Consider the following 23,158-nt stretch of genomic DNA (forward strand, 5'->3'; position numbering starts at 1 on the left):
TTTTTTAGGAAGATTCCATGTTAATTGAGGACAGACTCAGAGAGCTGAAAGAGCTGATAAACCGTAAGGTACCTCAGGGTATTACGGTATCCAATGTCGAATTCGAAGGCCCCGAACTTGTTATTTACACAGATGATCCCAAACAGTTTGCAGATCAGGCAGATCTGATCAGGGTACTTGCACGCGATCTCAGGAAAAGAATCGTTGTCCGCCCGAACATTCTCGAGGATCCGGAGAAGGCGTATGACGAAATTGTCAGGATTGTGCCGGAAAATGGAGGTATCACCGACATATTCTTTGATCCTGATACAGGAGAGGTGCTTATCGAGGCAGAAAAGCCAGGTGTTGTCATCGGCAAGAATGGATCGACCTTAAGGGACATTACAAAGAGTATCGGGTGGTCGCCAAAGGTTGTCAGGACACCCCCTATCGAGAGTTCCACGGTAAAACAGATTCGGCAGTATCTCCGGGCAAATCGTGATGAGAGGAAAGAGTTCCTCCGCATGAGTGGGAGGAGGATCCACCGGGATATCATCGCCAAAGATCAATGGGTCCGGGTTACCACACTTGGTTGCTGCCGCGAAGTCGGGCGGGCTGCATTTCTGCTATCAACACCTGAAAGCCGGATACTTATCGACTGCGGAGAGAAGCCCGGTGCAACAAATGGCGCCACACCGTTCCTCGGTGTTCCTGAGATTCAACCCCTGACAAATCTTGATGCTGTCGTCCTCACCCATGCACATCTTGACCATTGCGCACTGATCCCGCTCCTCTTCAGATATGGTTTTTCAGGCCCTGTCTATTCAACACCGCCAACAAGGGATCTCTCCTCAATGCTCCAGCTTGACTACCTTGAGGTGATCAGAAAAGAAGATCGTCCTGCTCCATATTCATCCAATGAAGTAAAGCAGTATGTCAAGAATTCAATCACCTTAAACTATGGATCAGTCACCGATATTGCCCCGGATATCAAGCTCACATTCCATAACGCAGGACATATTCTCGGATCGGCGATCGCACATTTCCATGTTGGCGACGGGCTGTACAATATTGCCTTTACCGGCGATTTCAATTACAGCAAAAGCCGTCTATTCAACCCGGCAACAGCCAGTTTCCCTCGCCTGGAGGCGATCTTCATGGAGAGTACCTATGGTGCATCCCATGATATGACTCCTGTACGAAGGGATGCAGAGATGAAGCTGTACGATGTGATCAAAAAGACGATCGAACGTGGGGGAAAGGTGATCATCCCTGCATTTGCAGTTGGACGATCGCAGGAAGTGATGCTGGCACTTGAGGAAGGAATCAGAAAAGGCGAACTTCCATCGGTCAAGATCTTCCTTGATGGCATGATAAAAGAGGCAACAGCCATCCATACCACTTATCCCGAATACTTAAATTCGGATCTCAGAAACCAGATCTTCCGCGAAGGATTGAACCCGTTCCTTTCTGAATGTTTTGAGCAGGTGGATTCTTCCGATAAGCGTGAGACAGTGATCAATGGGGGTCCTTCTGTCATCATTACGACATCAGGAATGATGAATGGCGGTCCTGTTATAGAATATCTCCATAACCTCGCTGCAGATGAACGCAATACCCTTGTCTTTGTCGGATACCAGGCAGATGGAACCCTGGGGCGGCGTATCCAGAAAGGCTGGCGTGAGATCCCAATCGGCACAAAGGGATCAATAAACATCAATCTCGAAGTCACGACTGTGGAAGGATTCTCAGGCCACTCGGATCGGAGACAGCTGATGAGTTTTATCGGCAAGATGCATCCAAAACCAGAGAAGATATTCTGTATCCATGGAGAAGAGAGCAAAACCCTTGATCTCGCAAGTTCAATCTATAAAAAATTCCATATCCAGACCTATTCGCCTATGAACCTTGAGACTTATCGAATGGTATAGATGAAAAACCATATTTCCTTGGAGTATTTGCGGTCATGGCACTCTCAAATGCCATTGTGCCAGTACTCCCGGCTTTTGGGGAAGGGTCTGCCCTTCAGGGGATTCTCTTTTCGGCCTATTTTTTTGGTGCACTTGTCACCGTCTTTCCAGCAGGGCTTGCGAGCGATCGGATTGGCTCCCGGCTTCTGATCAGAACAGGGCTTGGCATAACCGTAATCTCTGGAATTGTGCTCCTGACAACTCTCTCTCCACTCATACTAATTCTTGCCCGGGTTGTTGAGGGAGTGGGAGCGGGCCTCCTGATTGCATCAGCGATGTCACTTCTCAATGGCGATCCCGATCACACCCGGCTTTCGGGTTTTTTTATGGGATCGTTAAACGCAGGGCTTCTTGCCGGGCTTGCCGGAACCGGCTGGATTGTGTCACAGCTTAGTGATCCGCGATCAGGACTTGCATTCTTCACTATTATCTCTGGAGTTGCATTTCTCCTCTCACGTTTTATGAGACAGTCAGCAGAACGAAAGGATCTCTCTGCCAACAGAGCTACCCCGATATCTGAGCCAGTACAAATGGCTCTGGTACTCAGCAATCGTCATCCTTGGTACAACCGGGGCAGCAACCGCCCTCTATCCTGAATTTGGCGGACATGAACCCCTTGTAACCGGCATTTTTATTGCCAGTATGAATCTTGCAACAATGATTTCGGTTCTTGTCGTCTCACATATCCGCCTTGAGCCGGTTATAACAATCAGAGTCGCAGCAATTGGTATTGCCGGATCTGTTATTATCTGTTTAATCACCCCTATCGGTTTCCCACTGCTCGGGGCATTTGCCGGGGTTGTTATCATCTCCCAGATGGCGTTCCTTGCAGAGACCGGCGCACCGCAGGGGGCTATGATGGGGCTCTATAATACTGCAACCTATGGCGGGCTGTTTCTGCTTCCATTTGTAACCGGTTTTATCGCTGAATTATCATCCTTCTTCTTAGCCTTTATCGTTCCTGCTGTCTTCGCAGTCACCGTCGTCCTTACCATCGGGCGATGCCAATGCAGGCTTAAAGCACGTCAATAGATCTTTCTGTTTGGGATAGCTGCCCAGTCCCGGAGAAGCGAGAGGTTCTCTTCAAGGAGGAAGCCGCCGATTATCTCCATGTTGCTGCCCCCAATCTCCTGCAGGACAGTGTTTGGAATGGTCATCTCTGAAAACCCAAGTGCCTGTACATCTGTAATAGATGTCCCATAGACAACACGGGAGATCTTTGCCCAGTGGCATGCGGCAAAACACATCGGGCATGGCTCGGTTGTTGCATACATGGTGCACCCTTTGAGGTCAATGCTGTTTAAACGGGTTTCTGCCTCCCTGATCGCGACAATTTCTGCATGGGCGGTGCTGTCTGTGTCAGAAAAGACCTGGTTGTGCGCAGAAGCGATGATATCGCCATTACATTCGATGCATGCACCGAAGGGAGTCTGTCCTTTGGCAATACCGATTCGCGCCTGACGGATCGCTTCACGCATACACTCCGGGTTCATTGTATACCCTTTGGAATCAGTGAGATAAGAGGTTCACGATTGTGGTTTGGAAGAGGGAGAAATATTGCTATTCAGTTATGTTTTAGCGCTTACAAGCAGGTGCATCTCAGAGAGATACCTGCTGTACTGTGACACTCCTCACCAATCCGGCAAACCCCCCTGCCCCCCTTCACCTGAAGGGGGAATAAGGATAACATGGGGGTCCGGATAAATCGCGAATGAGCACCGGTGCCTGGTATCGGGTGAGGGTAAGCCCATGAAGGTGCTGTGTAAGAGATAGTACAGACGCGATTGCAGGTGGGCGGTGTTCTCCTTATCAAATGGGAGCGGCAGGGCGCGTCAACCATTAATTTTCTGCATAGATGGACTGAGATCAGGTGTCTCCAGTTTTCCTCTGTATCTGATGGAGAGCCAGTACAACAGCATAAGCGCGGAAGCGCTCCCATCCTCTCGGCGGGGCGGTTCAGCCCCGCTTGGTGGCTGAGAGGCCGCCCACTCCGGGAACCGGAGGGGGTAGGCGGTGCCCCCCGGGAGTGGCGAGGAGTCAATCCTTGAGATCAGCTCGCGGTGTTAGCATTCAGTCACCAGCGTTTACTCTCTCAAAAAAGTGGAGGATATTCATCTCTCGTGCAAAAAAAAAATTAAACCGGAGACGGCACCGGTATATCCCGCAGGATGTTCCCATATCTTCTGACTGTACCAGGCAGATCAATCGATCCATACCGATGTGATGGCTCCCGAATATCCACAAGGACGATTGCGTTCTCTGATATGGTAGCCAGCATATCACCGATGGTGAGAGATCGTTTTACTGCTGTTGGCCAGCGGTCCTGCTCCGGCGGTTCATCTCCCCTGTACTGCGGGACGATGCCCCTGAGTGTGAAACCATCTTCAGGTGTTATGTCGTAGACATAGGATCCCTGCCAGACATAACCGGAACCATACCCCTGAGCAATCGTGACCGGGAGCACCATCACGCCGGTCTTTGGATTGAAGTAGAATGCCTTATGATCGCGGAGGATCTCAGAGTCGCTCCCGGATCCGCCGATGGTGATCGAATCTTTCAGTGCCGGGTTTGTGACATCAGTGACATCAAAGAGTGCCGCCTTAACACCGGTGGTGGTGAAGCCACCCCATGCCGTCTCCTCGGTATCTTTCCCAATTCCAATTATATGATTGTCATCAAAGGGATGGAGGTAATCCGAATATCCGGGGATCTTCAGTTCACCGAGGATCTTCGGGTTCTTTGGGTCAGCAAGATCGATCACAAAGAAGGGATCGATCTGGCGGAATGTGACAAGGTAACACCGATCTCCGATAAAACGGGCAGCAAATATACGTTCGGTCGGCGCAATCCCGGTGATCTCACCTGTGATAGTTCCAGATCGATCGAAGATGGTGATGCTTGAGGATGTCTCAAAACCGGTTGCACCATACTCCTCCACGGTTGTGGCAACACGGAGGTGACCCTGGTAGTCATCAAGTGAGAACTGGTTCAGGAGTGTTCCCTGTGCACTCATGCTCTGTTTCCATACCGGGCTTCCACGGTTCAGATCAAACCGGTGGATGATGGTTGAAGGGCCTGCCGGGTCAGCAGGTTCCATCCAGCCGAACCGGTAGCGATCGCCGTAGTGGGTATAGGCGATATAGAGATCTGCCGGTGTTGCATAGAAGGTCGATGAGTAGCCGACAAGATAACTCTCTGTTGACAGGGATGATGATCGCGTGGGTGCAAAGGCAGTGATCGTCTGGAAGATAAATGGCCCTTCGAGATCGTCAAACCGCCAGATATCGGGGTTGTAGGTACTGCTCCCATCTGTCACCAAAGGCAACGGGATATCTGATCCCTTCCTCTGCGGGTACTCCTGAGTGATGAGGTACACGATCCCATCAGTCATCCTTGATGAGGCGTATGTTCCTGATGCGTTGATTGTCCTGATGAGTGAGGGCTTTGAACGGTCCGTGACATCATAGATCTCAGCCTTTGTCACCTGCCGCCTGACAGGAACAGGGGCAGCACTCCCTTCGACCTGCTGGAACTCTTCGATCGTCTCGTCTGAAAAGATCACAACCGTTGAACCGGAGAGGTACATCTCACGCGGACTGCCGGAGAGACTGATGTTGGAGATTATCTTTGCATTTTCTGGCGGGAAGGCATCAACAATGATGAACCTGCTGCCGCTGATGAGATAGATGTATTTCTGGTCATTTTTAACAAAATCAGCCTCATCAACTCCTTGTACCTGGATGTTCGTTGTCGAATACTCAACCGCCCCACCGGCTGAGGTTGGCATCGGGATCGGCATTCCTGCCTGGGCAGCAGGGGGCATAGCGGCCATATCTTCGGTTTTTGCCGTATTCATCCACCGGGACGAATAGCCGGAGACCTCTGACTGTACCAGGTACTTCTGTACCTCCTGTTCGTTAGCAAACTTCACCGGCCCTCCTTCCGGTGATGAAGCCTGCGGGTTCAGCAGGGCAAATCCAATGATTGCACCAATAACAAGTATGCCGAGAAGAAGGGTTGCGATGAGATAGCGGTGCTGCATAGTATCACTCCTTTACACTAAGAAGAGCATCAGGTGAGAAATAGATTGCTTTAACTGCGGATATTATTGCAGTTTTACCCTAATCGATCATTTCAGGCTGGGACATAACTCCTCAAAAGTACTATATTGTATAAAGGGCTAATATATATGCAGGAATCTCTGAACAGAGATTCCAGCGGTGTTATTATGGTTCAGAAAGAGGGGTTCAAACCATACCATCAGGGACAGACCTTTTCTGCTCCCTCTCTCTGTTGAAGAATTTGTTCCGGCACATCACAGTGCCCGGATCATCAGTGCTGTTGTCGACAAAATGGATCTCACCGTTCTTTACAACACATATAACGCAACCGTTGGTCAGAATGCTTTTGATCCTCGAATGATCGTCAAAGTTCTCTTTTATGCTACATTCCAGGGTGTATTCAGCAGCAGAGAGATAGAAAACAAACTGCACACCGACACCGCCTACATGTATCTTGCCGCGATGCAGAAACCAACCTATCGAACGATCAGCCGTTTCCGAACCCGATTCTTTGATGAACTTGTCCCGCTCTTTGAACAGATTATCTCGATCTGCAAAGATCTCGGTTTAATCGGTCTGAACCATATCGCCTTTGATGGCTCAAAAATCAAAGCAAACGCTTCTTCAAAGAAATCTGTGACACAGGAACAACTCCGACGCAGGATCAAAAAGCTCCTTGGCAAAGCGAAAAGGACAGATAACGAAGAGGATGAGCTATTTGGAACCGGGTCCCCATTCACCATTCCAGAGGAATGTGCAGATGACCCTGATCTGATGAAGAAGATCGAGGAACTTGCATCCGCATACAACTATCTTGTTGCATCCGGTGAAAAACGCATCAATCTCACCGATGAGGATGCACATCTCATGAAAAACAAACAGTCCTGTCTTGCAGCATATAATATGCAGACAGCAGTGGATGATATGGCCAATATCATCGTTGCCGTCGATGTCACAACCGAAGAAACCGATTATCACCAACTCATTCCAATGGTCGAACAGGTTATGAATAATACATCCAGTGCACCGGCTGTCATCAGTGCCGACCCCGGTTATGCCACATTTGAGAACTATGCATTTCTGAAAGACAATGGATTATTTAGCTTGATTCCTGATTCCATGCATTTTATTGAGACTCACGGGAGACCGAAATATTATCCGAAGTCGCGGTTCAGGTATGATCTTGAAAACGACTGGTATACCTGTCCTGCCGGAAGGAGAATGCATTTTGTCCGGATTCAGAAGGATAGCAAAAGCCAACCATTACGGCTGTATCGTGGTAATTGCGCCTGGTGTCCACTCCATCTGAGTTGTACAAAAGCATCTAAGCGTTCAATCACACGACATCCCCAGGAGATGCTGAAAGACGAGATGAGAGCGCGGTTGGCAACACCTGACGGGAAGAAGGAGTATGCAAAACGACTCACTGTGGCTGAAGCACCGTTTGGAAATATGAAGGTAAATAAACGCTGGATTCAGGTGAGCCACAGGGGTAAGAAGAAGGTGACAGGTGAGTGCATTCTTCATGCAATTGGACACAATCTTGGTGTCATCTGCAAACGTGTGCCGGTTCAAAAGGTGCAAAACCTTGGCTCAGTCAATGGTTTGAGGCTACCGTCTCGGCAATACTCGAATGAGGGATCGTTTTCGTCATTTTTTACCGATGAACGATGTATCTGGGTTTCCCCCTGTGATGAATGGAACCAATATGAGCGTTGGGGGATCAAATGTGGTGATCCGGGATGGATTGTTGGGGTCATGTGCTCATGACAAAAAATGGGGATTTTGTCCCAGCCTGATTTCGGCATATTCTGGAGGCAGATGCCATCCTCTGAGATTCTTCAAAAAAACTCAACTGATTGTCGTGTGCCGGGGATCATACCGACAGTTATATGCGTGAAATGTTCACCACCATCCCTGTCAATGAAGGTGAATTCATAACAGTGTGGTGGAGAATCATCTGTTTTCCTTCTTTCCGTATGATAGTCAACTAACCCGCCCTAAAGAAAGGAGACTCCTTGCCATTTTAGTTGAAGCATGCGATCCAGATCGGCCTTGCTTACAAATTCGGTCCAACTCCTCATACTGATGCCGTAGTTCTTCTTCTATTGCTGTAAGTTGTTCATTGGCTGCAGTCCGTTCATCATTGGCTCTTTGAAGCTGGATGTCGCGTTCCATGAGGCTGCTAATTTCAAAAATCAGACCGGGGCGTATATCCAGGTCACCAGGAGATCCTCTTCTGTGGTCTTTGGATCATTGATATAGACTTCCCGGACCGGACCTGTGATGGTGAGATGGTTATCTTCAAGCCACCTGAAGAGTTCCTGATAGGTATCGGGCAGCTCGCGGTATGGCCCCATGTGAATGATCCGGGCCATCTTTCCACCGGGGAGCTCATAGACACGGATATCACCGCTTCCTTCGGCTTCACCTGTGATCGGATAGGCAATCTCTATATCGGCATTTCCGGCTTCTGCTGCCGCCTGCACGGCTTCAAGGCTCTCTTCATGGCAGATGTAGGCAGGGGGGCCGATTACGGTTATGTTGTGTTCTTCGATGAAGGATGCAAGCTCCATAATCATCGGTCCAATCTCTTCATAGCGTCCGGTTCTCCGGATCCCAATCACTTTCTGCGTGGGAGCGTCAACAGTCAGTATCGATCGCATGGAAGGTGATCTGCATCCGAAGAATAAAAAATGAATCTTGGATGTAGGGAAAACCAAAAATATGGATATTTTTAGTAGGGAGAACCGGAAAACCATATAGATGCAGTGCATAATGACTGGATGGGGACGGTGCAGGTGAACGCCGGTCAGTCTACACCCGTCTCAGCTATACTCACAGAAACAACACCACCCGCAACAGAAGAGTCTGGTAGTCTGCCGGTTGCTGCTATTGCTGCTCTCGGGCTTTGTGGAGTACTCATTGTCGCCCTGAAGAGGAGATGATGGAGCCCAATCTTAGATAATAGACAGGTAACTCAGAAGGAGCAAGCAAAAGGAAATGAGCAGAATAACTGCTCATTAATCCACTTTTGTTAAAAGAACGCTCAATCAGAAGGATATTCCGAGAACATCATTTCAGCCATCTGCAGCGAATTATGGGAGAAGAAGAAGTTGCCTTCTCTAAAATGAAATATCTTTGCCATTACAGAAAACAACAAAAGAAAATGCGAGGGACCGGATTCGAACCGGCGAACCCCTACGAGACTAGCCCCTCAAGCTAGCGCCTTTGACCTGGCTCGGCAACCCTCGCTCGGTTGACTTAAACAAATACGATGCTATCCTTAAAAATGCTATCGATCTCGCTTTCCTGCCGGAGAGGGGAAGTCTGACACGCTTGATCGAAGATCTCATCATTTCCAGGCTCTATTTCCGGCGACTATGTACACTGATACACACCACTCTGCATCATTATACATCGCATCCTTTTTCCGTCATGGCACCAATCATCAGGTGACTATGTGGTACGATATCATTGATGCCTTCTCAGATTCCCCATCACAACTCCGCGTTGTCAGATTCCTCCTCGAAAACGGGTTTGGGGTGAACGAGTCAGGGAAAGTCACCGCAAATGGGATCGAGATGCCCGCCACCCAGGTAGCGCGTGCAATAGGAGTTGACAGGCGTGTCGTCGATACCACCGCCCGCAGTATCCTTGATCACGAGACCCTGCGCCAGGTCTTCTGTAACATCCGCGTGACACCGGATCTCTCGCAGGTTGCAGAAGTGCTCGGCCTCGCAATCATTACGCTCATCCCAAAGAACGCTTCAGACAAACACATTGTTGCATCGGCCGTCAGGGTGCTTGCAGAATATGACCTTTCCATACGCCAGCTCTTCGTGACCGATCCGATCTTTTCCGAAGAGCCAAAACTTGTGATGATCATTGACGGAGCCCTCCCCCACGGAGTCATCGAAGATTTGAGGGAGCTACCGCAGGTGAAGCGGCTCATACTCTGAGAACCAGATTAGAAAAAAAAATGACCGGCACACTATACCTGAATCTGCTTTGATCAGCAGTCGCTTACAGGCAGCATCCATTGTAATTGTGCATGTATTAGAGACCTAGGACAACATCATATGCGCGAAGCGCTTCCATCCTCACTGGCGGGGCGACACGCCCCGCTCGGTGGCCGCCAGGCCGCCTACCCTGAGAGCCGGAGGGGGATGGCAGTACCCCCCCGGAGGTGCGAGGGGTCAAACCATACTCGATTCAGCCTATTTCGACAAGCGCTTACAGGCAGGTTCCATCTCCCTTACCAGATCTACTGCTCTGTGACCCTCCTCCCTCCGGCAAACCCCCCTGCCCCCTTCGCCTGAAGGGGGTGTAAGGATATCGGGTGGGTAAGAGCAATCGCGAGTGAGCGCCGGTACCTGGTGCGGGAAATAAGTGAGCCCATAGTGGTGCGGTAATGCATATCGTACTATGGCGATTGCAGGCTTGGAATGTGCTCCTTTTCGTGAGGGAGCGGCAGAGCGCATCATCCACTGATTTTCTGAATGCACTGAGATCCCGTAACTCCTGTGGCTGTTATTGGGTTGCTCTTCTCAACTCATACAGTGTATGTTTCTGAGATAAGAGAGATTGAAGATAACCCATCCAGCCGGAACAGTAGAGAGAAACTCGGTTATTTTCGGCTTTCATCTCCTGAAAAGTTCCATTTCAACTGCCAGCCGATATGTCCGGCGCCGCTTCTTCTTTGGAAGATCAAGGATCTTCATCATCCGCTCCTCGATATGAATCACTGAAGTCCCCTTCACCAGATTATCGGCATGGGCGACGATCTTCTCGGGGAGAGTAACAGGCATACAATCTCTGGGTGGGTAGCCGAGCTGGAGGTATTCATCCGCAGTCTGCCCAGCTCCAAGGTGCCGCTCAACGATACGGGCGATCTCCTCGGGGAGACCCCTTTTCCGGCATATATCGCCGCCAATTATTGCATGATCCAGTGAGTGGCTCTCTGATCTGCCTATATCATGAAGAAGAGCCCCGCAGGTCGCAAGAGCCCCGTCAACGGCTTCGTCATCGAGAAACTCCGAAACAACACCGGCAACCGCACGCACATGGGCGATCACCTTCTGAGAACAACCAGCGCCAACCAGATGCCAAAGACACATCGACTCATCAATCGAGGTTGGAAAAGTCATACAAAAAAGAGATTATCCGAGTGTCTCGCTGATCGCCTCAAGTCTTCGCCGGAGAGCAAGAGCGAGCATCTCGTTATCAAAGTGTGAGAGTGGAACTTCGCAGGTGGTGCAGGAGAAGTCGTGTTTATATGCCTCGTTAAAGGTTTGCATCGCACCACAGGTCTTGCAGAGATAAAAGTCGTTCTCCTCCTCATACCTCTCACGTGCGACAAGCTTCTCCTTCACCTTCTCCAGATCCTCTTCCAGCACAGGATCCAGCTGATCAAGTTGCAGGTGCCAGAGATACGTAAGCCAGCCGGTTTCATTGTCTTTTACCCTCCGATACACAGCCAGTCTCCGTTCATAGAGGGTATAGAGAGTATGCCTGACAGAATTCAGATTGATCCCGGTTTGTTCGGCAAGCTCCTCATCACTATGCTCTCCATCATCAGGGAACCGCAGCAGGAGCTGAATTCCTTCCTCACCAACAAGCCGGAGGAAAAAAGAATGGATCGCCTGCTTCTCTAATAATTCTTCCACTTGTTGCATCATTCAAGATATTGGCGTATGAGACTAATATGGTTATCCAGCATCCGAAGGGCATCATCCCTTGAAGAACCATATCCAAAAACACTGATCATTGCATCCCCTTCGGCAAATTCTGTTCCGATATGGGGGATATCCGCAGCAATCGCAGCGAATCGATCCAGCCGTGATCGAACCATGCAATCCTTCCCGGCAAAAAGGATACGCCGGGCAAAATAGCGGATCGGTTCTGGCCTTTCAAGGGGGAGTCTCCCGGAACAGGCATCCATATGCAGAGAGAAGAGATTTACTCCGGTCGATCCCTCAACCGTATCAAGGGTCGCCTGAAACCGTGGATTCACCTCGATTGCAACCGCTTCATCAGAGAGCACAAAGTCAACGCCGACAGACCCGACACACCCGCTCGCAGCAACAATCCGCTCGGCTGTTGCCATCATCTCACCAGCAAGCGGATGATCGCACGGTGTGATCGATCCGGCAAAGCCAAATGCAGAATCACCTGATCCACGGAGGATCTGCTCATTGGCTGCAAGAGCTACAGCCCGTCTGCCATCTGAGACACAGGAGACGCTTGCAGGCAGTCCCAAAACAAACTGCTGGCAGATATAGGGGAGATCAAAACCTGCGATCCATGCTTTTTTCTCCTCTTCTGTCCTGACAATCGCATTTCTCCACCCCCCTGCACCGCAGACGGGCTTGATCATAACAGGATATCTACCCTCTTCAGCAATTCCGGGATGAGGCACAGCCAACCGGGAGAAGAATGACTGGGTTGCAGATTTATCAAGAAATGGTTGGATCGCCTCAGGATCAGTACCTGCGCGCGGGATACCCGGACAGATCGCTGACTCGGCACCTGAGGTGAGCACAAGATGGTCGATCGAATTGCGCGATAGAATCTTCTCAATTGCCAGAGGGAGATCGGTGAGTTCCAGGAACCCCTCATAATCCGAAACACTCCATCCAAGATCCAAATCACAGAAGTGATCGACCGCACACACCCGGTAACCCGCCCTTCTCGCAGATCGCGCAACATGCCGTGTGGCAAACCCCGCGACAAGAACAGTCTTTGTCACCGCTCGACCATCTCTTTGCCACATTCACAGGGAACAACACTGATCTCTGCATCAGGAAACTCCAGGTCCAGTTCTTTCCCTTCATACAACTGGTCAAGAAAAACAGCAAGTCCTGCTATCTCCGAGTGGGGCTGGTTTGTTACCGCAATATTATAATCTGCAAGACCATAGACCTCACCGGGCACCTTCTCAGCACCGACGATGACAAGCACCTTCTCGCGCGTGCGTATCTCGCCGATCGTGTCCTGGATACGGAGACCATACATTGTCAGGTGGACAACAACCCCACCCGACTCCTGAAACTCCCGAATACAACGCTTCCATGAGACATTATTCTGAACAAAGAATGACCCGCCGAAACGTCGTGCAACTCCCTCGATACTCATAACAACCCCGGGATCATCTGCTGCAAGATACATGCCATCTGCGCCAAGCGCACGTCCGGTCAGTCCGACATGCGTCGTCACCCGTTGATCACGATCATGTCGATGACCAATCCTGAGTATAGCGGATCGAACCATAGCGCTCTAATCCTCCTTTTTCATCTTAATAACACCATTTTCAATTGTGAACGGAAGATCCTGTGCATGCCGCATCCGGCAGCAGAGGAGCATCTCTTCAATCGCAAGAGGGTGAAGCAGCCCATTCTCCTCTTTTATGAGGAGGTAGTGCTTGAGCCGATCAACAGAGGCACGCACCCGATCAGACGAGAATCCACAGACCTTCTCTATACCAGAAACGGTGTTTGCCTGATTGCAGACAATCCGATGATAGACATCCCAGTCAACCTCTTCATCTTTCACAGAGTATTATGGAGTGAAAAGAAACAATATATGTTGTGAACCAGAATGCTACCCTCGCCGGGATTGCAGACGAACTCCTCGACTATGCTGATGACGACGACAATCGGCTGGTGCAGGGAATCTCCAACCTGACACCCGGGGTTCGATCTGAACTGTTGATATCCGACTTCCTCAACGCCTATCAGGTCTATATCTATCTCTTCAGGGAAATCCCGGATGAGTTGATCATCGACAGACTTCTCCTTCAGCCAGCTTCATCTCTTGAGAAAGGCACCCTCCTCGAAGAGATAGGTCTCGTCGAACTTATTTTTCTCGTTCAGGGGGAGAATCCGGTTGTCCAGGTCAGAATAGAGAAGGATATTCTTGCAACCTTCAGAGGGAAGGATGCACACCGGCTTGCGATCAGATTTGCAGAAGAATTTGAATAAGTCAGATCCCCCGTGTGATCAGATTCATATCAATTTTTGCGGGAACGATCTCAGGGACACTGCCATACGAAAAAAGAGAGTCGCCAAAGATCGCAACAGCACCATGAACCCGTGAACCGGGGAGGCGGTTGAATTCCGACTGATCATCGGCTGAGAGGCGATTACAGAGTGCAGTTGCCCAGGCATCTGCTGCTGACACATCATCGGAAAATACACAAACAGCATCGGCCGTTCCAAGTGATATTGAAGGGCCAACCGTTGCAGACGAGGTACAGACACCATATATCTTCTCCTGTGGCGGGCAGAGAAATGCAGATTGCCCACCTGCTGAGGCACTGCCCGCATACATCCCTATCCTGAGAAGACGGTCTGTCATAAGGGCGATATCGCCGCCGTTGTCAACAACACCAAAGAGGGAACCCCCATCCTGCATCGCTTCCACCCCTGCCCATGCGATTGTTCCGGCAACCGCTGCCATCGGGCCGACACGAGCTTCATATGCAGCATCCACCATCCGGCAGATCACCGGATGATCGGATCCTGGATCATAGGGCTCAAAGGTCGAGGCAAAAAAGGGATCAGCTGCCACCATTGCCTCGACAGCTATGCGTGCATCGAGAATTCCTGCCTTTGCCAGATCAATATCTGCTTCACAATCGGCGAGGATTGTCGTGATCGTCTGTTTGTACTGGAAATGCCGCCGGATCATTGTCGTATGGAGAGTGCCTGGTGTGGACAGGCACAAACACATTGTCCACAGAGGATGCATCGGTCTTCCTTGATCACGAGGTGGAACTCCTGATCAAATGAGAAGACCTCCTGCGGGCAGATTGAGAGGCAGGCACCGCACTCAACGCACTCATGTTCGTCATGAACAACAGCATTCTCGAGCTTCTTCACCTGCACACCAAGCTCGATGAAACGGGCAGTTATTCGAACCTCCTCTTTCTCCGGGATATCAATCAGTACCCATCCTTCATTGGAATCGATATGAGCACGTTCGACATTGATCAATACCCCGGTTTCAAGAACCACCTGTGAAATGAGCGGGCGCTTCACGACATCCCTCTGAATAGTCAGGAAGAGTTTCATGGCTGCCACCTCCGTGAGAAGAGCTTGCCGAGATCAACTGCATTTAAGATCCCAATGACGTGGAACTCACTATCGACAACCGGGAGCGCACTGATGTTATGCTGTTCAAGCCGTTGTGCTGCCACATCAACAGGCTCATCAGGTGTAACAACAACGACCTTCTTACTCATGATCTCAGACACCTTCATGGAATCTCCTTTTAGAAGAACTGACTTGGATACATCATAGGTTGTGATGATCCCAACCAGCTTCCCCTGGGAATCGATCACCGGCAGATGATTTGTCTCACCCTTGAGGAGTTTTCGGGCAGCAGTCTTCACTGACTCGTCTTCGGTGATCGTGGCAACCGCAGGATTCATAATCTCGCGTATCCTCGGTGTTTGCCGCGTCTCCCTCATTGGATGACTTCTTTTTCCGGTATTAATTCGTCGTGTCGGGAGTGCAACCGTAAATGATCCAGCCTCAACCAGACTTTTCAGTTCCTGAGCAATCTGCCGGGCATGGCTGTAGCTGGACAGGGAGGATGTCCTGACCATCTCGCCATCTATCTCAACATGTCCGCTTTTCAGTTCGGCATATGATACCGTCCGAACAACCGGCCTGTCTCTCCTTGGAGTCCCATAATCAACGATGGAGGTGATGAGATCTTCATCCCGGACCGCACAATTTTTCACCGCTTCGACATTCAGCATGGGGAGAGCTATACCCAGACCAACATACAGGCTGACACCATAGCCGGTAAAACTCGCAGCACGAAGATAATCAGGAGTCATTGAGTTCAGATCTCCACTTACCATCAGGGTACCAAAACCATTTGACGGAGAACTCTGTGTCCCTTCTCCAACAATGACACCTTCTCCACCACCAAGGAACAACGGAACCCCGGATCCGATCAGGTTGAAATGCGGATCGTTTGCAAGCGGGGAGAGGAGACCGGCACCGGAATAAGATACATTTCCCTGGTTTGAGAGGAGCATTCCCATGTAGGTATTCAGTGTCCGGTCAGATCGGTTGGTAACCGCATTATAAGACTGGTATGCATTTCTTGGATTGACCATCACCGCCTGATTCAGATCCTCAAGCAGGAGTTCTGTTGTGATCGTCCTCCTGGGATAGCAGTCTGTTCCTTTTGATATGGCACGAACCTCAATCTGCCTGCCGGATACGAGATCCTCGATAACATGAGCCCCGCCATATTTTGACCCTGCTGTGGTGGACTCCTGCGTTGCTCCAATATATGCATCCACGGCGGCAATCCCGGCATATGCCTCGACATCATTGATCCAGATCCTCTCCATCCGGATAGGTGGATCAGCATGGCCGAAGTTCAGAAAAGCTCCTGAAGAACACATCGCGCCGAAGGTGCCTGTTGTCACAACATCAACTTCGCGCAAGGCTCCTTCCTCGCCCAGTTCGGAGACGATATCAGGCATCTCCTCAGCAGTGACAACAACAGCACTTCCATCGCGTATTTTGAGATTTATCTCTTCGATGGATTTAGTCATACTCAATATCTTCTCCATGCATTAAAAAAGGTTCCGAATAATACCTAAGAGTAATATTTCGCATCGCAAGACCTATGCCTTCTCCGATTCAATCTAAATTCCATGAAGCTATCGGCATTCCTCAATCAGATGGAGAAGATAGCCCCTGCATCGCTTGCAGAAGAGTTCGATTCAGACAGAATCGGACTCGTTGTCGAGGGAACAGAGGATATCGGTGTGGTTGTTGCAGCACTAGATCCAACCCCAAAGGTTGTACAGTCAGCAGCAAATCTCGGTGCAGATATGCTTGTTGTGCATCATACCCCTCTCTTTACCCCGGTTACCCGGATCATCGGGACAACTGCGCGCATATTGAAGATACTCCTTGAGAATGATATGAATCTCTTTGTGATGCATACGAATTTCGATCATGCGGAGAATGGAATTAACGATGCGCTTGCCGATCAGATCGGATTAACGAACAGGAGACGGATGAGCCTTGGGATTGTCGGTGACTGCCACCTTGGGATCGATGAATTGATCAGGTTTCTTGGGTGTGGCGTCCGGGTTCATGGAGCAATCACCACCCATAATCGGGTTGCTGTTGTGGGCGGATCAGGTTTCTCGCCGGATCTCATGGATGAGGCAGTACGATGCGGAGCAGAGATTTTCATCTCCTCTGAGATGAAACATAGCATCGGGCGCCAGATACCACTTCCCTGCATTGAAGCTACACACTATGCCCTTGAATCGCCCGGCATGAAGGCTCTCTCGGAGAGGATGGGGTGGACATATATTGATGATCCACCTGAAAGCTGCCTGCTGGTATGATTAATCCCTGGGTACAGCTGGAGCAGAGTCAGGAGCTCTCATCAGAGGTAAAACGTTCTCTCATCCATGCATACCATGAACGTGGTGAAAAGGCAATTCTTGCAGCCGAGCATGGCAATGTTAAAAAGTACCGGGACTTCTGGGTCGTCGTTGGACGATCTGACGAATATATTGTCGAAGATGGATTTTGTACCTGTGATGACTTCCGTTTTCGGGGAGGAGTCTGCTGGCACAGCATCGCGGTTCGGATCGCCGATATCTGCCACCTCTACGAGGAGTTCGATCTCTGGTATAGCGAACCTCCAAATGGAGACGATACAGGATGAATCCAAAGAGAAACCATTTATGGTGACGAACAGAACCTATACCAAGCACGTGGTTGTTCATGCTTGAGGAAGAATACGAGCTGGATTATTTTCGATCCAATGGATTTCTGAGGAAAACATGCAGATCCTGTGGGGCAGCCTTCTGGACACAGGATCCGGATCGTGAGTTATGTGGAGATGCACCCTGTGAGCCATATCAGTTCATCGGAGAGCCGATCTTTAAACCGCATTCTCTCGATCAGATGCGTGAGGCATTCCTCTCATTTTTCGAGACGAATAATCATACACGAATCGAACGCTACCCGGTCGCCGCACGTTGGCGTGACGATATCTATCTGACGATTGCATCAATTGCAGATTTTCAGCCATTTGTAACCGGAGGGGTTGTTCCTCCCCCGGCAAACCCCCTCACAATATCCCAACCATGTATCCGCTTAAATGATCTGGATGCAGTCGGACGATCAGGCAGGCATCTCACCTGTTTTGAGATGATGGCACATCATGCCTTCAACTCCGCAGATGAAGAGATCTACTGGAAAGAAGATACACTTGAACTCTGTTCGAATTTCATCAGATCGATTGGCGGGGATCTTCAGAGCCTCACCTTCAAGGAGCATCCATGGTATGGAGGAGGCAATGCAGGTCCAAGCGTTGAGGTGCTTATCGGAGGATTGGAGGTTGCCACCCTCGTCTTCATGAACCTTGGAAGGACAAAGACAGCTCACTCACCGACAATGATCGATGGAAAAGAGTACTATCCGATGGATCTTCGGATCGTAGATACCGGGTATGGCCTTGAGCGATTCGTCTGGGCATCAAAAGGATCACCAACCATCTATGATGCAGTATTCCCGGAGATGGTATCCCGACTGATGGGATCGGCCGGACTCGAGCACCTTCTGGATAATAGCGAGTTTACCAATATCCTTGGCTTAAACGCAAAATTCGCCGGGCTTATCGATATCAGGGGAGAAAAACTGGTTCATCTCCGCAGGAAGGTTGCAGACTCAATCGGTATCAGCATTGGTAAACTTGAGGAGATGATCACGCCAATCGAGAGGATTTACGCACTCTGCGATCATACCCGATGCCTTGCATATATGCTCGGGGACTGCATCGTCCCATCAAATGCACGTGAAGGATATCTGGCACGGCTTGTTCTCAGGAGAAGTCTCAGGATGATGGGCGAGCTGAATCTGGATGAGACGCTCTCGGATCTGGTTCTCGCCCAGATGAATACAATAGGCTTTGATCAGTTTGAGCAGACCAGGGATATAGTCAGGCAGATAATCGATCGTGAAACAGAGAAATATGAAACGACCATTGCCAGGGGAAGCAGGGTCGTCCAGCGTATTGCCAAGACCTATATCAAAAAGAACGAACCTGTCCCGCTCCATGAGATGGTCACTCTCTATGAATCGCATGGTATTCCGACTGCCCTGATGCGGGAGATACTGACGAATGAGGGGGCCGACTTCGATCTCCCCGACGATCTCGATTCAATTATCGCAGATATGCACTCTGAGGCTGAAGTATCAGAGGAAGAGTCCGGTACAAAGAAGTTTGATGAGAGGATCACGGGACTCCCCCCAACCAAAAAGCTCTATTATGAACGACCCTATGAATTTGAATTCGATGCAATTGTCCTCGATTATTTCGATGGATTTGTCGTCCTTGACCAGAGCCTCTTCTATCCGGATGGCGGAGGGCAACCCTCGGATACCGGGACGCTGGTAACGACAGAGAATGTTGTCCGGGTGGATGAAGCAATCATCAAAGACGATCGAATCCTGCATAAGATCAAAGGCGGAGTCCTGAAGAGGGGAGAACGGGTAAAAGGTAGTGTTGACGAGGAACGGCGCTGGTCGCTGATGCGTCACCATACCGGCACCCATATCCTTCTCCGTGCCTGTAAACAAATTCTCGGTCCTCATATTCACCAGGCCGGATCTCAGAATGGGATTGATAGTTCCAGGCTTGACATTCGCCATTTCTCACATATTACACCGGAAGAGGCAAAGCAGATTGAGATCGTTGCAAACCAGATCATTATGGAGAACATGCCTGTTTTTATAAAAGTTGAAGACAGAAACCGTGCCGAAGAGAAATTCGGATTCGCACTCTACCAGGGAGGTGTTCCCAAAGGAAAAGATATCCGTGTTGTCCAGATGGGCACAGAAGTCCAGGCATGTGGAGGAACCCATTGCAGGAACAGTGGTGAAGTGGGGATCATCAAGATACTCAGGATAGAACACATTCAGGATGGTGTCGAACGAATTGAGTTCTCAGCAGGATTTGCTGCGATCTATGCCATGCAGCACCTGCAGGATATTGTCAACGAGGCTGCCGCCACCCTCTCGGTTCAGGTGGAGCATCTCCCCCAGTCAGTGGAACGATTCTTCTCTGAATGGAAGGAGCGGGGGAAAACGATCGAGGATCTGGAACAGAGACTCGCAGATCTGTCACTACAGAACATGAGCGGTGAGGAGATTGGCGGGGTGAATGTTATCATCCGTCAGATCGATCGAACACAGAAAGAACTGGTCAATATGGCATCAGGCATCTCTGAACAGAAGGGAGTGGCCCTCTTCATCTCTACAAGCGATGGCATCCGTGTTGTTGCCGGATCCGGAAATAATTCAGTTGATGCTGGTGCAATTGTCCGCGAGATCTGTACTGTTCTTGGTGGGAAGGGCGGAGGAAAACCCGGACTTGCGCAGGGGGCCGGGAAAGATCCGGATGCCATCCCCGGTGCACTTGAGAAAGCCCGTGAAATCATACAGACGATGATCAATGGCTGAAGAGATAGTATTCCTTGAACCTGGTGAAGAACAGGCACAGAAGATAGCAAAGGCGATGTCAAGCCCGACCGCAGGCGATCTCCTGCGAAGCCTCTCGGATAGCCCAAAGAGCACAACTGCGTTAGCAGAAGAGCTTCATATTCCTCTCACCACCGCAAAATACCATCTCGGCAACCTGCTTGATGCAGGTGTAATTGAGGTGGCAGATACCCGCTGGAGTGCAAAAGGCCGCGAGATCAAGATCTACAGCCTGAAGAACCAGATCCTGATCGTAGCGCCCGGACGAGCGAGTGCAATCGGCATGATGAAGAAATATGCCGCCACACTCGGTGTCTTCATCGCAGGAACTGCTCTTCTCACCTTATATCTGCCTTTCCTTCAGGGAGCAAAAGCTTCTTCAGAAGATATGATGGTATTTACAGGTGCACCACCAGAAGCCATACAGATCACTGATGCAATGCCGATTGCAGCACGGGCAGTGGGAGGAGCAGGCACTTCACTGCCCCCGATGGTGCATGAATTTGTCATGGCCTTCTTCCTTGGGGGTTGCCTGGTCTTATTGGCCTTAATCGTGTACGAAGCGATACACTGGTTCCGCGATGAGCGGTATTAACATATTCCAATAAAATTTTTCAGAAGCAGAAGGCCTGTCTCCCCGCTCTTTTCCGGATGAAACTGTACACCGTATATGTGATCCTTCTTGACTGCCGAGGAATACGAGACACCATAGATGGTTTCACAGAGCCGGTACTCGATTGGGCAGTCAACATAGTATGAATGGACAAAATAGACATAACCCCCCTCATCTATTCCAGAGAGGAGCGGATCATCCGGCATTGCATGATGAATGGTATTCCAACCCATATGTGGAACCTTCATTCCTGGCTGCGGCTGAAATTTGCGGACATGTCCGGGGATCAGCGAGAGTCCTTTGTGGTTCCCATGTTCTTCACTCTCATCCATCAGCATCTGCATTCCAAGACAGATCCCAAGGAGCGGCACATCTCTGGCAACAGAGAGGAGGCATTGCCTGAGAGGTGAGAGCCGACCCATACCCTCAGAGAATGCGCCAACACCAGGCAGGATAATGCCATCGGCAGATCGGATCTCTTCTGGATCATGAGTGATGATCGGTCGTGCACCTGCCTTCTCGATGCCCCGGAATACCGATCTGAGGTTTCCAAGACCATAATCAATAATGGCTATCTTCGTCATCAGTCTCTCCTTTCTCAATCCTCCACGCACCGCTCTCAAACCAGTTGTCCGGACGGCCGGTGGCTTCAGCATACTCTGTAACAGCAGATCTCCACTCCTCCCAGAGTGCCGGATAGCGCTCTTCTATCATCCTGAGATGTGCAATATCACTTGATGGGCACATATAACACCCGATTCGATCGAGGCCCGCTTCATAGAGTGTATTATACGGCGCCTTCTCCTGGAAGAGATACAGCCAGACATGGAGTGCATTCCAGTGCTGGATCGGGGCTGCCGAGAGCTGGTTGGGAACATTTGGGTTTCGCCAGACACGCCGGCTCTTCATCCTCTTTGCAGACTCGTACTTTCTCTGACCGATGAGAGAGAGGCATTCTCCAAACTCAAGTTCGATCAATCTTCTGACAGGATTCAGCTTGCATGCCCGACAACACCACCTGAAGTTGACTGCCGGAGGGCCATGCCTTGAAAAACCTTCCCAGAAACCAGTTTCACCATCTCCCCTGAGGACAGTGACAGAATAGCGATCTGAGACAGCCGAGATATTTTCAAGTGTCTCCGGAAACTCAAGGCCCGTATCTGCAAAAAGCAAGGGAACAGGTCCGATTGCCTTCAGTGCAAGAAGGAGGGTGACAAGGCTGTCCTTTCCACCCGAATATGATACCGTGACCGGGAGATCTTCCTCTTCTGCCAGATCGCGGATGAAGGTGATGGAGTCTGCCTCCATTGTTGCAAGATATTCCCTGTTTGCATCCACCGCATCATCCCATGTTCCAGGACTGGGGCTGCAAACCTGTGGAGCATTCTTTCTGAGACGGACGACCTGGCCGCGGGCTATCCCCCGTGCCTCTTCTTCACCCATCTTTGCCCGCCCGACACCAATGCAGGTGCCATCTGTTGTGAGGACAAAGACCTCATCTCCCTTCTCTACATGGGATTCGATCAGAACAACTCCGGGTGCAAGAACGCTTGAACCATCTTTGATGAATACAGCGGCACCATCATCAACGATCACATATCGGAGCTTCGGAGTCATCAGGCGGGTGGCATCCGGGCGCGGGAGCACCTCCCACCGGCTCTCTCCGGGAAGATACCTGATTGCACCGACGATTGCCCCGCCGACGATGATCTCCTCCATCCTGTCATCATCGGGGACCTTGTTCAGAATGGCGAGGTGATCTTTTGGAATAAGTGGGGAGCCAAATGACTCCTCAAACAGATGGTTTATCAGTTCGATATCAGAGGGAAATGCCGGACGGAGATCTCCCGGGGGTGTAACTCCGACAAAACGCGTCTTCTCCCCGCAGCCGCACCGTTTCCCAAGAACCGGTACATGGCAGGCGTCACACCAGTGGAGGGGGATGGCGCCAAGATACGGTGACTTCATCTCTATTCTATTATTGAGCATTGGTTAAAAAGC

24 protein-coding genes and 1 tRNA gene are annotated in these 23,158 nt (G+C 50.3%); 11 read left to right on the forward strand and 14 right to left on the reverse strand.

The features are described 5' to 3' along the window. The first annotated feature begins 17 nt into the window (after positions 1-17). The 3 genes from ACZ44I_RS06630 to ACZ44I_RS06640 are packed head-to-tail and all read left to right on the forward strand — an operon-like array spanning position 18 to position 2,981. The gene (locus tag ACZ44I_RS06630; RefSeq protein WP_464551451.1) at positions 18-1,910 is read left to right on the forward strand and encodes a beta-CASP ribonuclease aCPSF1; all 1,893 of its coding nucleotides are present in this window, start codon (positions 18-20) and stop codon (positions 1,908-1,910) included. Next, complete coding sequence (locus ACZ44I_RS06635) at positions 1,907-2,545, forward strand: MFS transporter (protein ID WP_464551649.1); 639 nt, start codon at positions 1,907-1,909, stop codon at positions 2,543-2,545. The genes ACZ44I_RS06630 and ACZ44I_RS06635 overlap by 4 nt, the downstream gene beginning before the upstream one ends. Before the next feature lie 46 nt (positions 2,546-2,591). Continuing rightward, the gene (locus tag ACZ44I_RS06640) at positions 2,592-2,981 is read left to right on the forward strand and encodes a hypothetical protein (protein WP_464551449.1); all 390 of its coding nucleotides are present in this window, start codon (positions 2,592-2,594) and stop codon (positions 2,979-2,981) included. Here ACZ44I_RS06640 and ACZ44I_RS06645 read toward each other — a convergent pair. Then, positions 2,975-3,442, reverse strand: a complete 468-nt coding sequence (locus ACZ44I_RS06645) for a nucleoside deaminase (RefSeq protein ID WP_464551447.1) — start codon at positions 3,440-3,442, stop codon at positions 2,975-2,977. The genes ACZ44I_RS06640 and ACZ44I_RS06645 overlap by 7 nt on opposite strands. 641 nt (positions 3,443-4,083) lie before the next feature. Next, the gene (locus ACZ44I_RS06650) at positions 4,084-5,991 is read right to left on the reverse strand and encodes a beta-propeller domain-containing protein (protein ID WP_464551445.1); all 1,908 of its coding nucleotides are present in this window, start codon (positions 5,989-5,991) and stop codon (positions 4,084-4,086) included. A gap of 178 nt (positions 5,992-6,169) precedes the next feature. Between ACZ44I_RS06650 and ACZ44I_RS06655 the strand changes: the two genes are divergently transcribed. Beyond that, positions 6,170-7,780, forward strand: a complete 1,611-nt coding sequence (locus tag ACZ44I_RS06655) for an IS1182 family transposase (RefSeq protein WP_464551443.1) — start codon at positions 6,170-6,172, stop codon at positions 7,778-7,780. 428 nt (positions 7,781-8,208) lie between these two features. Here ACZ44I_RS06655 and ACZ44I_RS06660 read toward each other — a convergent pair whose 3' ends face one another. Next, positions 8,209-8,676: a GyrI-like domain-containing protein gene (locus tag ACZ44I_RS06660; RefSeq protein ID WP_464551441.1), complete on the reverse strand. Its 468-nt coding sequence runs from the start codon at positions 8,674-8,676 to the stop codon at positions 8,209-8,211. Between the two features lie 105 nt (positions 8,677-8,781). Between ACZ44I_RS06660 and ACZ44I_RS06665 the strand changes: the two genes are divergently transcribed. Beyond that, a complete protein-coding gene (locus ACZ44I_RS06665; RefSeq protein WP_464551439.1) occupies positions 8,782-8,958 on the forward strand; it encodes a hypothetical protein in 177 nt (58 codons plus the stop codon). Positions 8,959-9,180: 222 nt separating this feature from the next. Here ACZ44I_RS06665 and ACZ44I_RS06670 read toward each other — a convergent pair. Continuing rightward, positions 9,181-9,265 (reverse strand) — tRNA-Leu (locus ACZ44I_RS06670). A gap of 206 nt (positions 9,266-9,471) precedes the next feature. Between ACZ44I_RS06670 and ACZ44I_RS06675 the strand changes: the two genes are divergently transcribed. Beyond that, positions 9,472-9,972 carry a regulator of amino acid metabolism, contains ACT domain protein gene (locus ACZ44I_RS06675; protein WP_464551438.1) on the forward strand — a complete coding sequence of 167 codons (501 nt, stop codon included), beginning with the start codon at positions 9,472-9,474 and terminating at the stop codon, positions 9,970-9,972. A gap of 681 nt (positions 9,973-10,653) precedes the next feature. On the opposite strand, the gene ACZ44I_RS06680 is transcribed toward ACZ44I_RS06675, so the two are convergent. The 5 genes from ACZ44I_RS06680 to ACZ44I_RS06700 are packed head-to-tail and all read right to left on the reverse strand — an operon-like array spanning position 10,654 to position 13,564. Further along, entirely contained in the window at positions 10,654-11,160 is a 507-nt protein-coding gene (locus ACZ44I_RS06680) for an HD domain-containing protein (RefSeq protein WP_464551436.1), read from the reverse strand. Positions 11,161-11,172: 12 nt separating this feature from the next. Next, positions 11,173-11,688 carry a transcription factor gene (locus tag ACZ44I_RS06685; protein WP_464551648.1) on the reverse strand — a complete coding sequence of 172 codons (516 nt, stop codon included), beginning with the start codon at positions 11,686-11,688 and terminating at the stop codon, positions 11,173-11,175. Further along, positions 11,688-12,761 (reverse strand): ATP-grasp domain-containing protein, encoded by a 1,074-nt coding sequence (locus ACZ44I_RS06690; protein WP_464551434.1) that lies wholly within the window; start codon positions 12,759-12,761, stop codon positions 11,688-11,690. The genes ACZ44I_RS06685 and ACZ44I_RS06690 overlap by 1 nt, the downstream gene beginning before the upstream one ends. Further along, positions 12,758-13,282 carry a tRNA (cytidine(56)-2'-O)-methyltransferase gene (locus tag ACZ44I_RS06695; protein WP_464551432.1) on the reverse strand — a complete coding sequence of 175 codons (525 nt, stop codon included), beginning with the start codon at positions 13,280-13,282 and terminating at the stop codon, positions 12,758-12,760. The genes ACZ44I_RS06690 and ACZ44I_RS06695 overlap by 4 nt, the downstream gene beginning before the upstream one ends. A 6-nt stretch (positions 13,283-13,288) precedes the next feature. Further along, complete coding sequence (locus ACZ44I_RS06700) at positions 13,289-13,564, reverse strand: MarR family transcriptional regulator (RefSeq protein WP_464551430.1); 276 nt, start codon at positions 13,562-13,564, stop codon at positions 13,289-13,291. 35 nt (positions 13,565-13,599) lie between these two features. Here ACZ44I_RS06700 and ACZ44I_RS06705 point away from each other — a divergent pair, with 35 nt between their 5' ends. After that, complete coding sequence (locus ACZ44I_RS06705) at positions 13,600-13,992, forward strand: hypothetical protein (RefSeq protein WP_464551428.1); 393 nt, start codon at positions 13,600-13,602, stop codon at positions 13,990-13,992. A 1-nt stretch (position 13,993) separates the two neighbouring features. Here ACZ44I_RS06705 and ACZ44I_RS06710 read toward each other — a convergent pair whose 3' ends face one another. The 3 genes from ACZ44I_RS06710 to ACZ44I_RS06720 are packed head-to-tail and all read right to left on the reverse strand — an operon-like array spanning position 13,994 to position 16,589. After that, positions 13,994-14,737 carry a UPF0280 family protein gene (locus ACZ44I_RS06710; protein ID WP_464551426.1) on the reverse strand — a complete coding sequence of 248 codons (744 nt, stop codon included), beginning with the start codon at positions 14,735-14,737 and terminating at the stop codon, positions 13,994-13,996. After that, entirely contained in the window at positions 14,698-15,084 is a 387-nt protein-coding gene (locus tag ACZ44I_RS06715; RefSeq protein ID WP_464551424.1) for a 4Fe-4S binding protein, read from the reverse strand. Before ACZ44I_RS06715 ends, ACZ44I_RS06710 begins: the two co-directional genes overlap by 40 nt. Further along, a complete protein-coding gene (locus ACZ44I_RS06720; RefSeq protein ID WP_464551422.1) occupies positions 15,081-16,589 on the reverse strand; it encodes a homocysteine biosynthesis protein in 1,509 nt (502 codons plus the stop codon). The genes ACZ44I_RS06715 and ACZ44I_RS06720 overlap by 4 nt, the downstream gene beginning before the upstream one ends. A gap of 102 nt (positions 16,590-16,691) precedes the next feature. Between ACZ44I_RS06720 and ACZ44I_RS06725 the strand changes: the two genes are divergently transcribed. From ACZ44I_RS06725 to ACZ44I_RS06740, 4 genes are read left to right on the forward strand one after another with little or no spacing between them, the layout of a single operon-like run. Then, positions 16,692-17,399: a Nif3-like dinuclear metal center hexameric protein gene (locus ACZ44I_RS06725; RefSeq protein WP_464551420.1), complete on the forward strand. Its 708-nt coding sequence runs from the start codon at positions 16,692-16,694 to the stop codon at positions 17,397-17,399. Continuing rightward, complete coding sequence (locus ACZ44I_RS06730; protein ID WP_464551418.1) at positions 17,396-17,725, forward strand: SWIM zinc finger family protein; 330 nt, start codon at positions 17,396-17,398, stop codon at positions 17,723-17,725. Before ACZ44I_RS06725 ends, ACZ44I_RS06730 begins: the two co-directional genes overlap by 4 nt. 59 nt (positions 17,726-17,784) lie before the next feature. After that, the gene (alaS, locus tag ACZ44I_RS06735) at positions 17,785-20,526 is read left to right on the forward strand and encodes an alanine--tRNA ligase (protein WP_464551416.1); all 2,742 of its coding nucleotides are present in this window, start codon (positions 17,785-17,787) and stop codon (positions 20,524-20,526) included. After that, the gene (locus tag ACZ44I_RS06740; protein WP_464551415.1) at positions 20,519-21,139 is read left to right on the forward strand and encodes an ArsR/SmtB family transcription factor; all 621 of its coding nucleotides are present in this window, start codon (positions 20,519-20,521) and stop codon (positions 21,137-21,139) included. The genes alaS and ACZ44I_RS06740 overlap by 8 nt, the downstream gene beginning before the upstream one ends. Here the strand turns inward: ACZ44I_RS06740 and hisH are convergent. Both hisH and ACZ44I_RS06750 read right to left on the reverse strand, forming a co-directional pair. Further along, complete coding sequence (hisH, locus tag ACZ44I_RS06745) at positions 21,136-21,741, reverse strand: imidazole glycerol phosphate synthase subunit HisH (RefSeq protein WP_464551413.1); 606 nt, start codon at positions 21,739-21,741, stop codon at positions 21,136-21,138. The genes ACZ44I_RS06740 and hisH overlap by 4 nt on opposite strands. Further along, positions 21,719-23,125: a phosphoadenosine phosphosulfate reductase domain-containing protein gene (locus ACZ44I_RS06750; RefSeq protein WP_464551411.1), complete on the reverse strand. Its 1,407-nt coding sequence runs from the start codon at positions 23,123-23,125 to the stop codon at positions 21,719-21,721. The genes hisH and ACZ44I_RS06750 overlap by 23 nt, the downstream gene beginning before the upstream one ends. Positions 23,126-23,158 lie beyond the last annotated feature (33 nt).

It is taken from the genome of Methanocalculus pumilus (genome assembly GCF_055382585.1).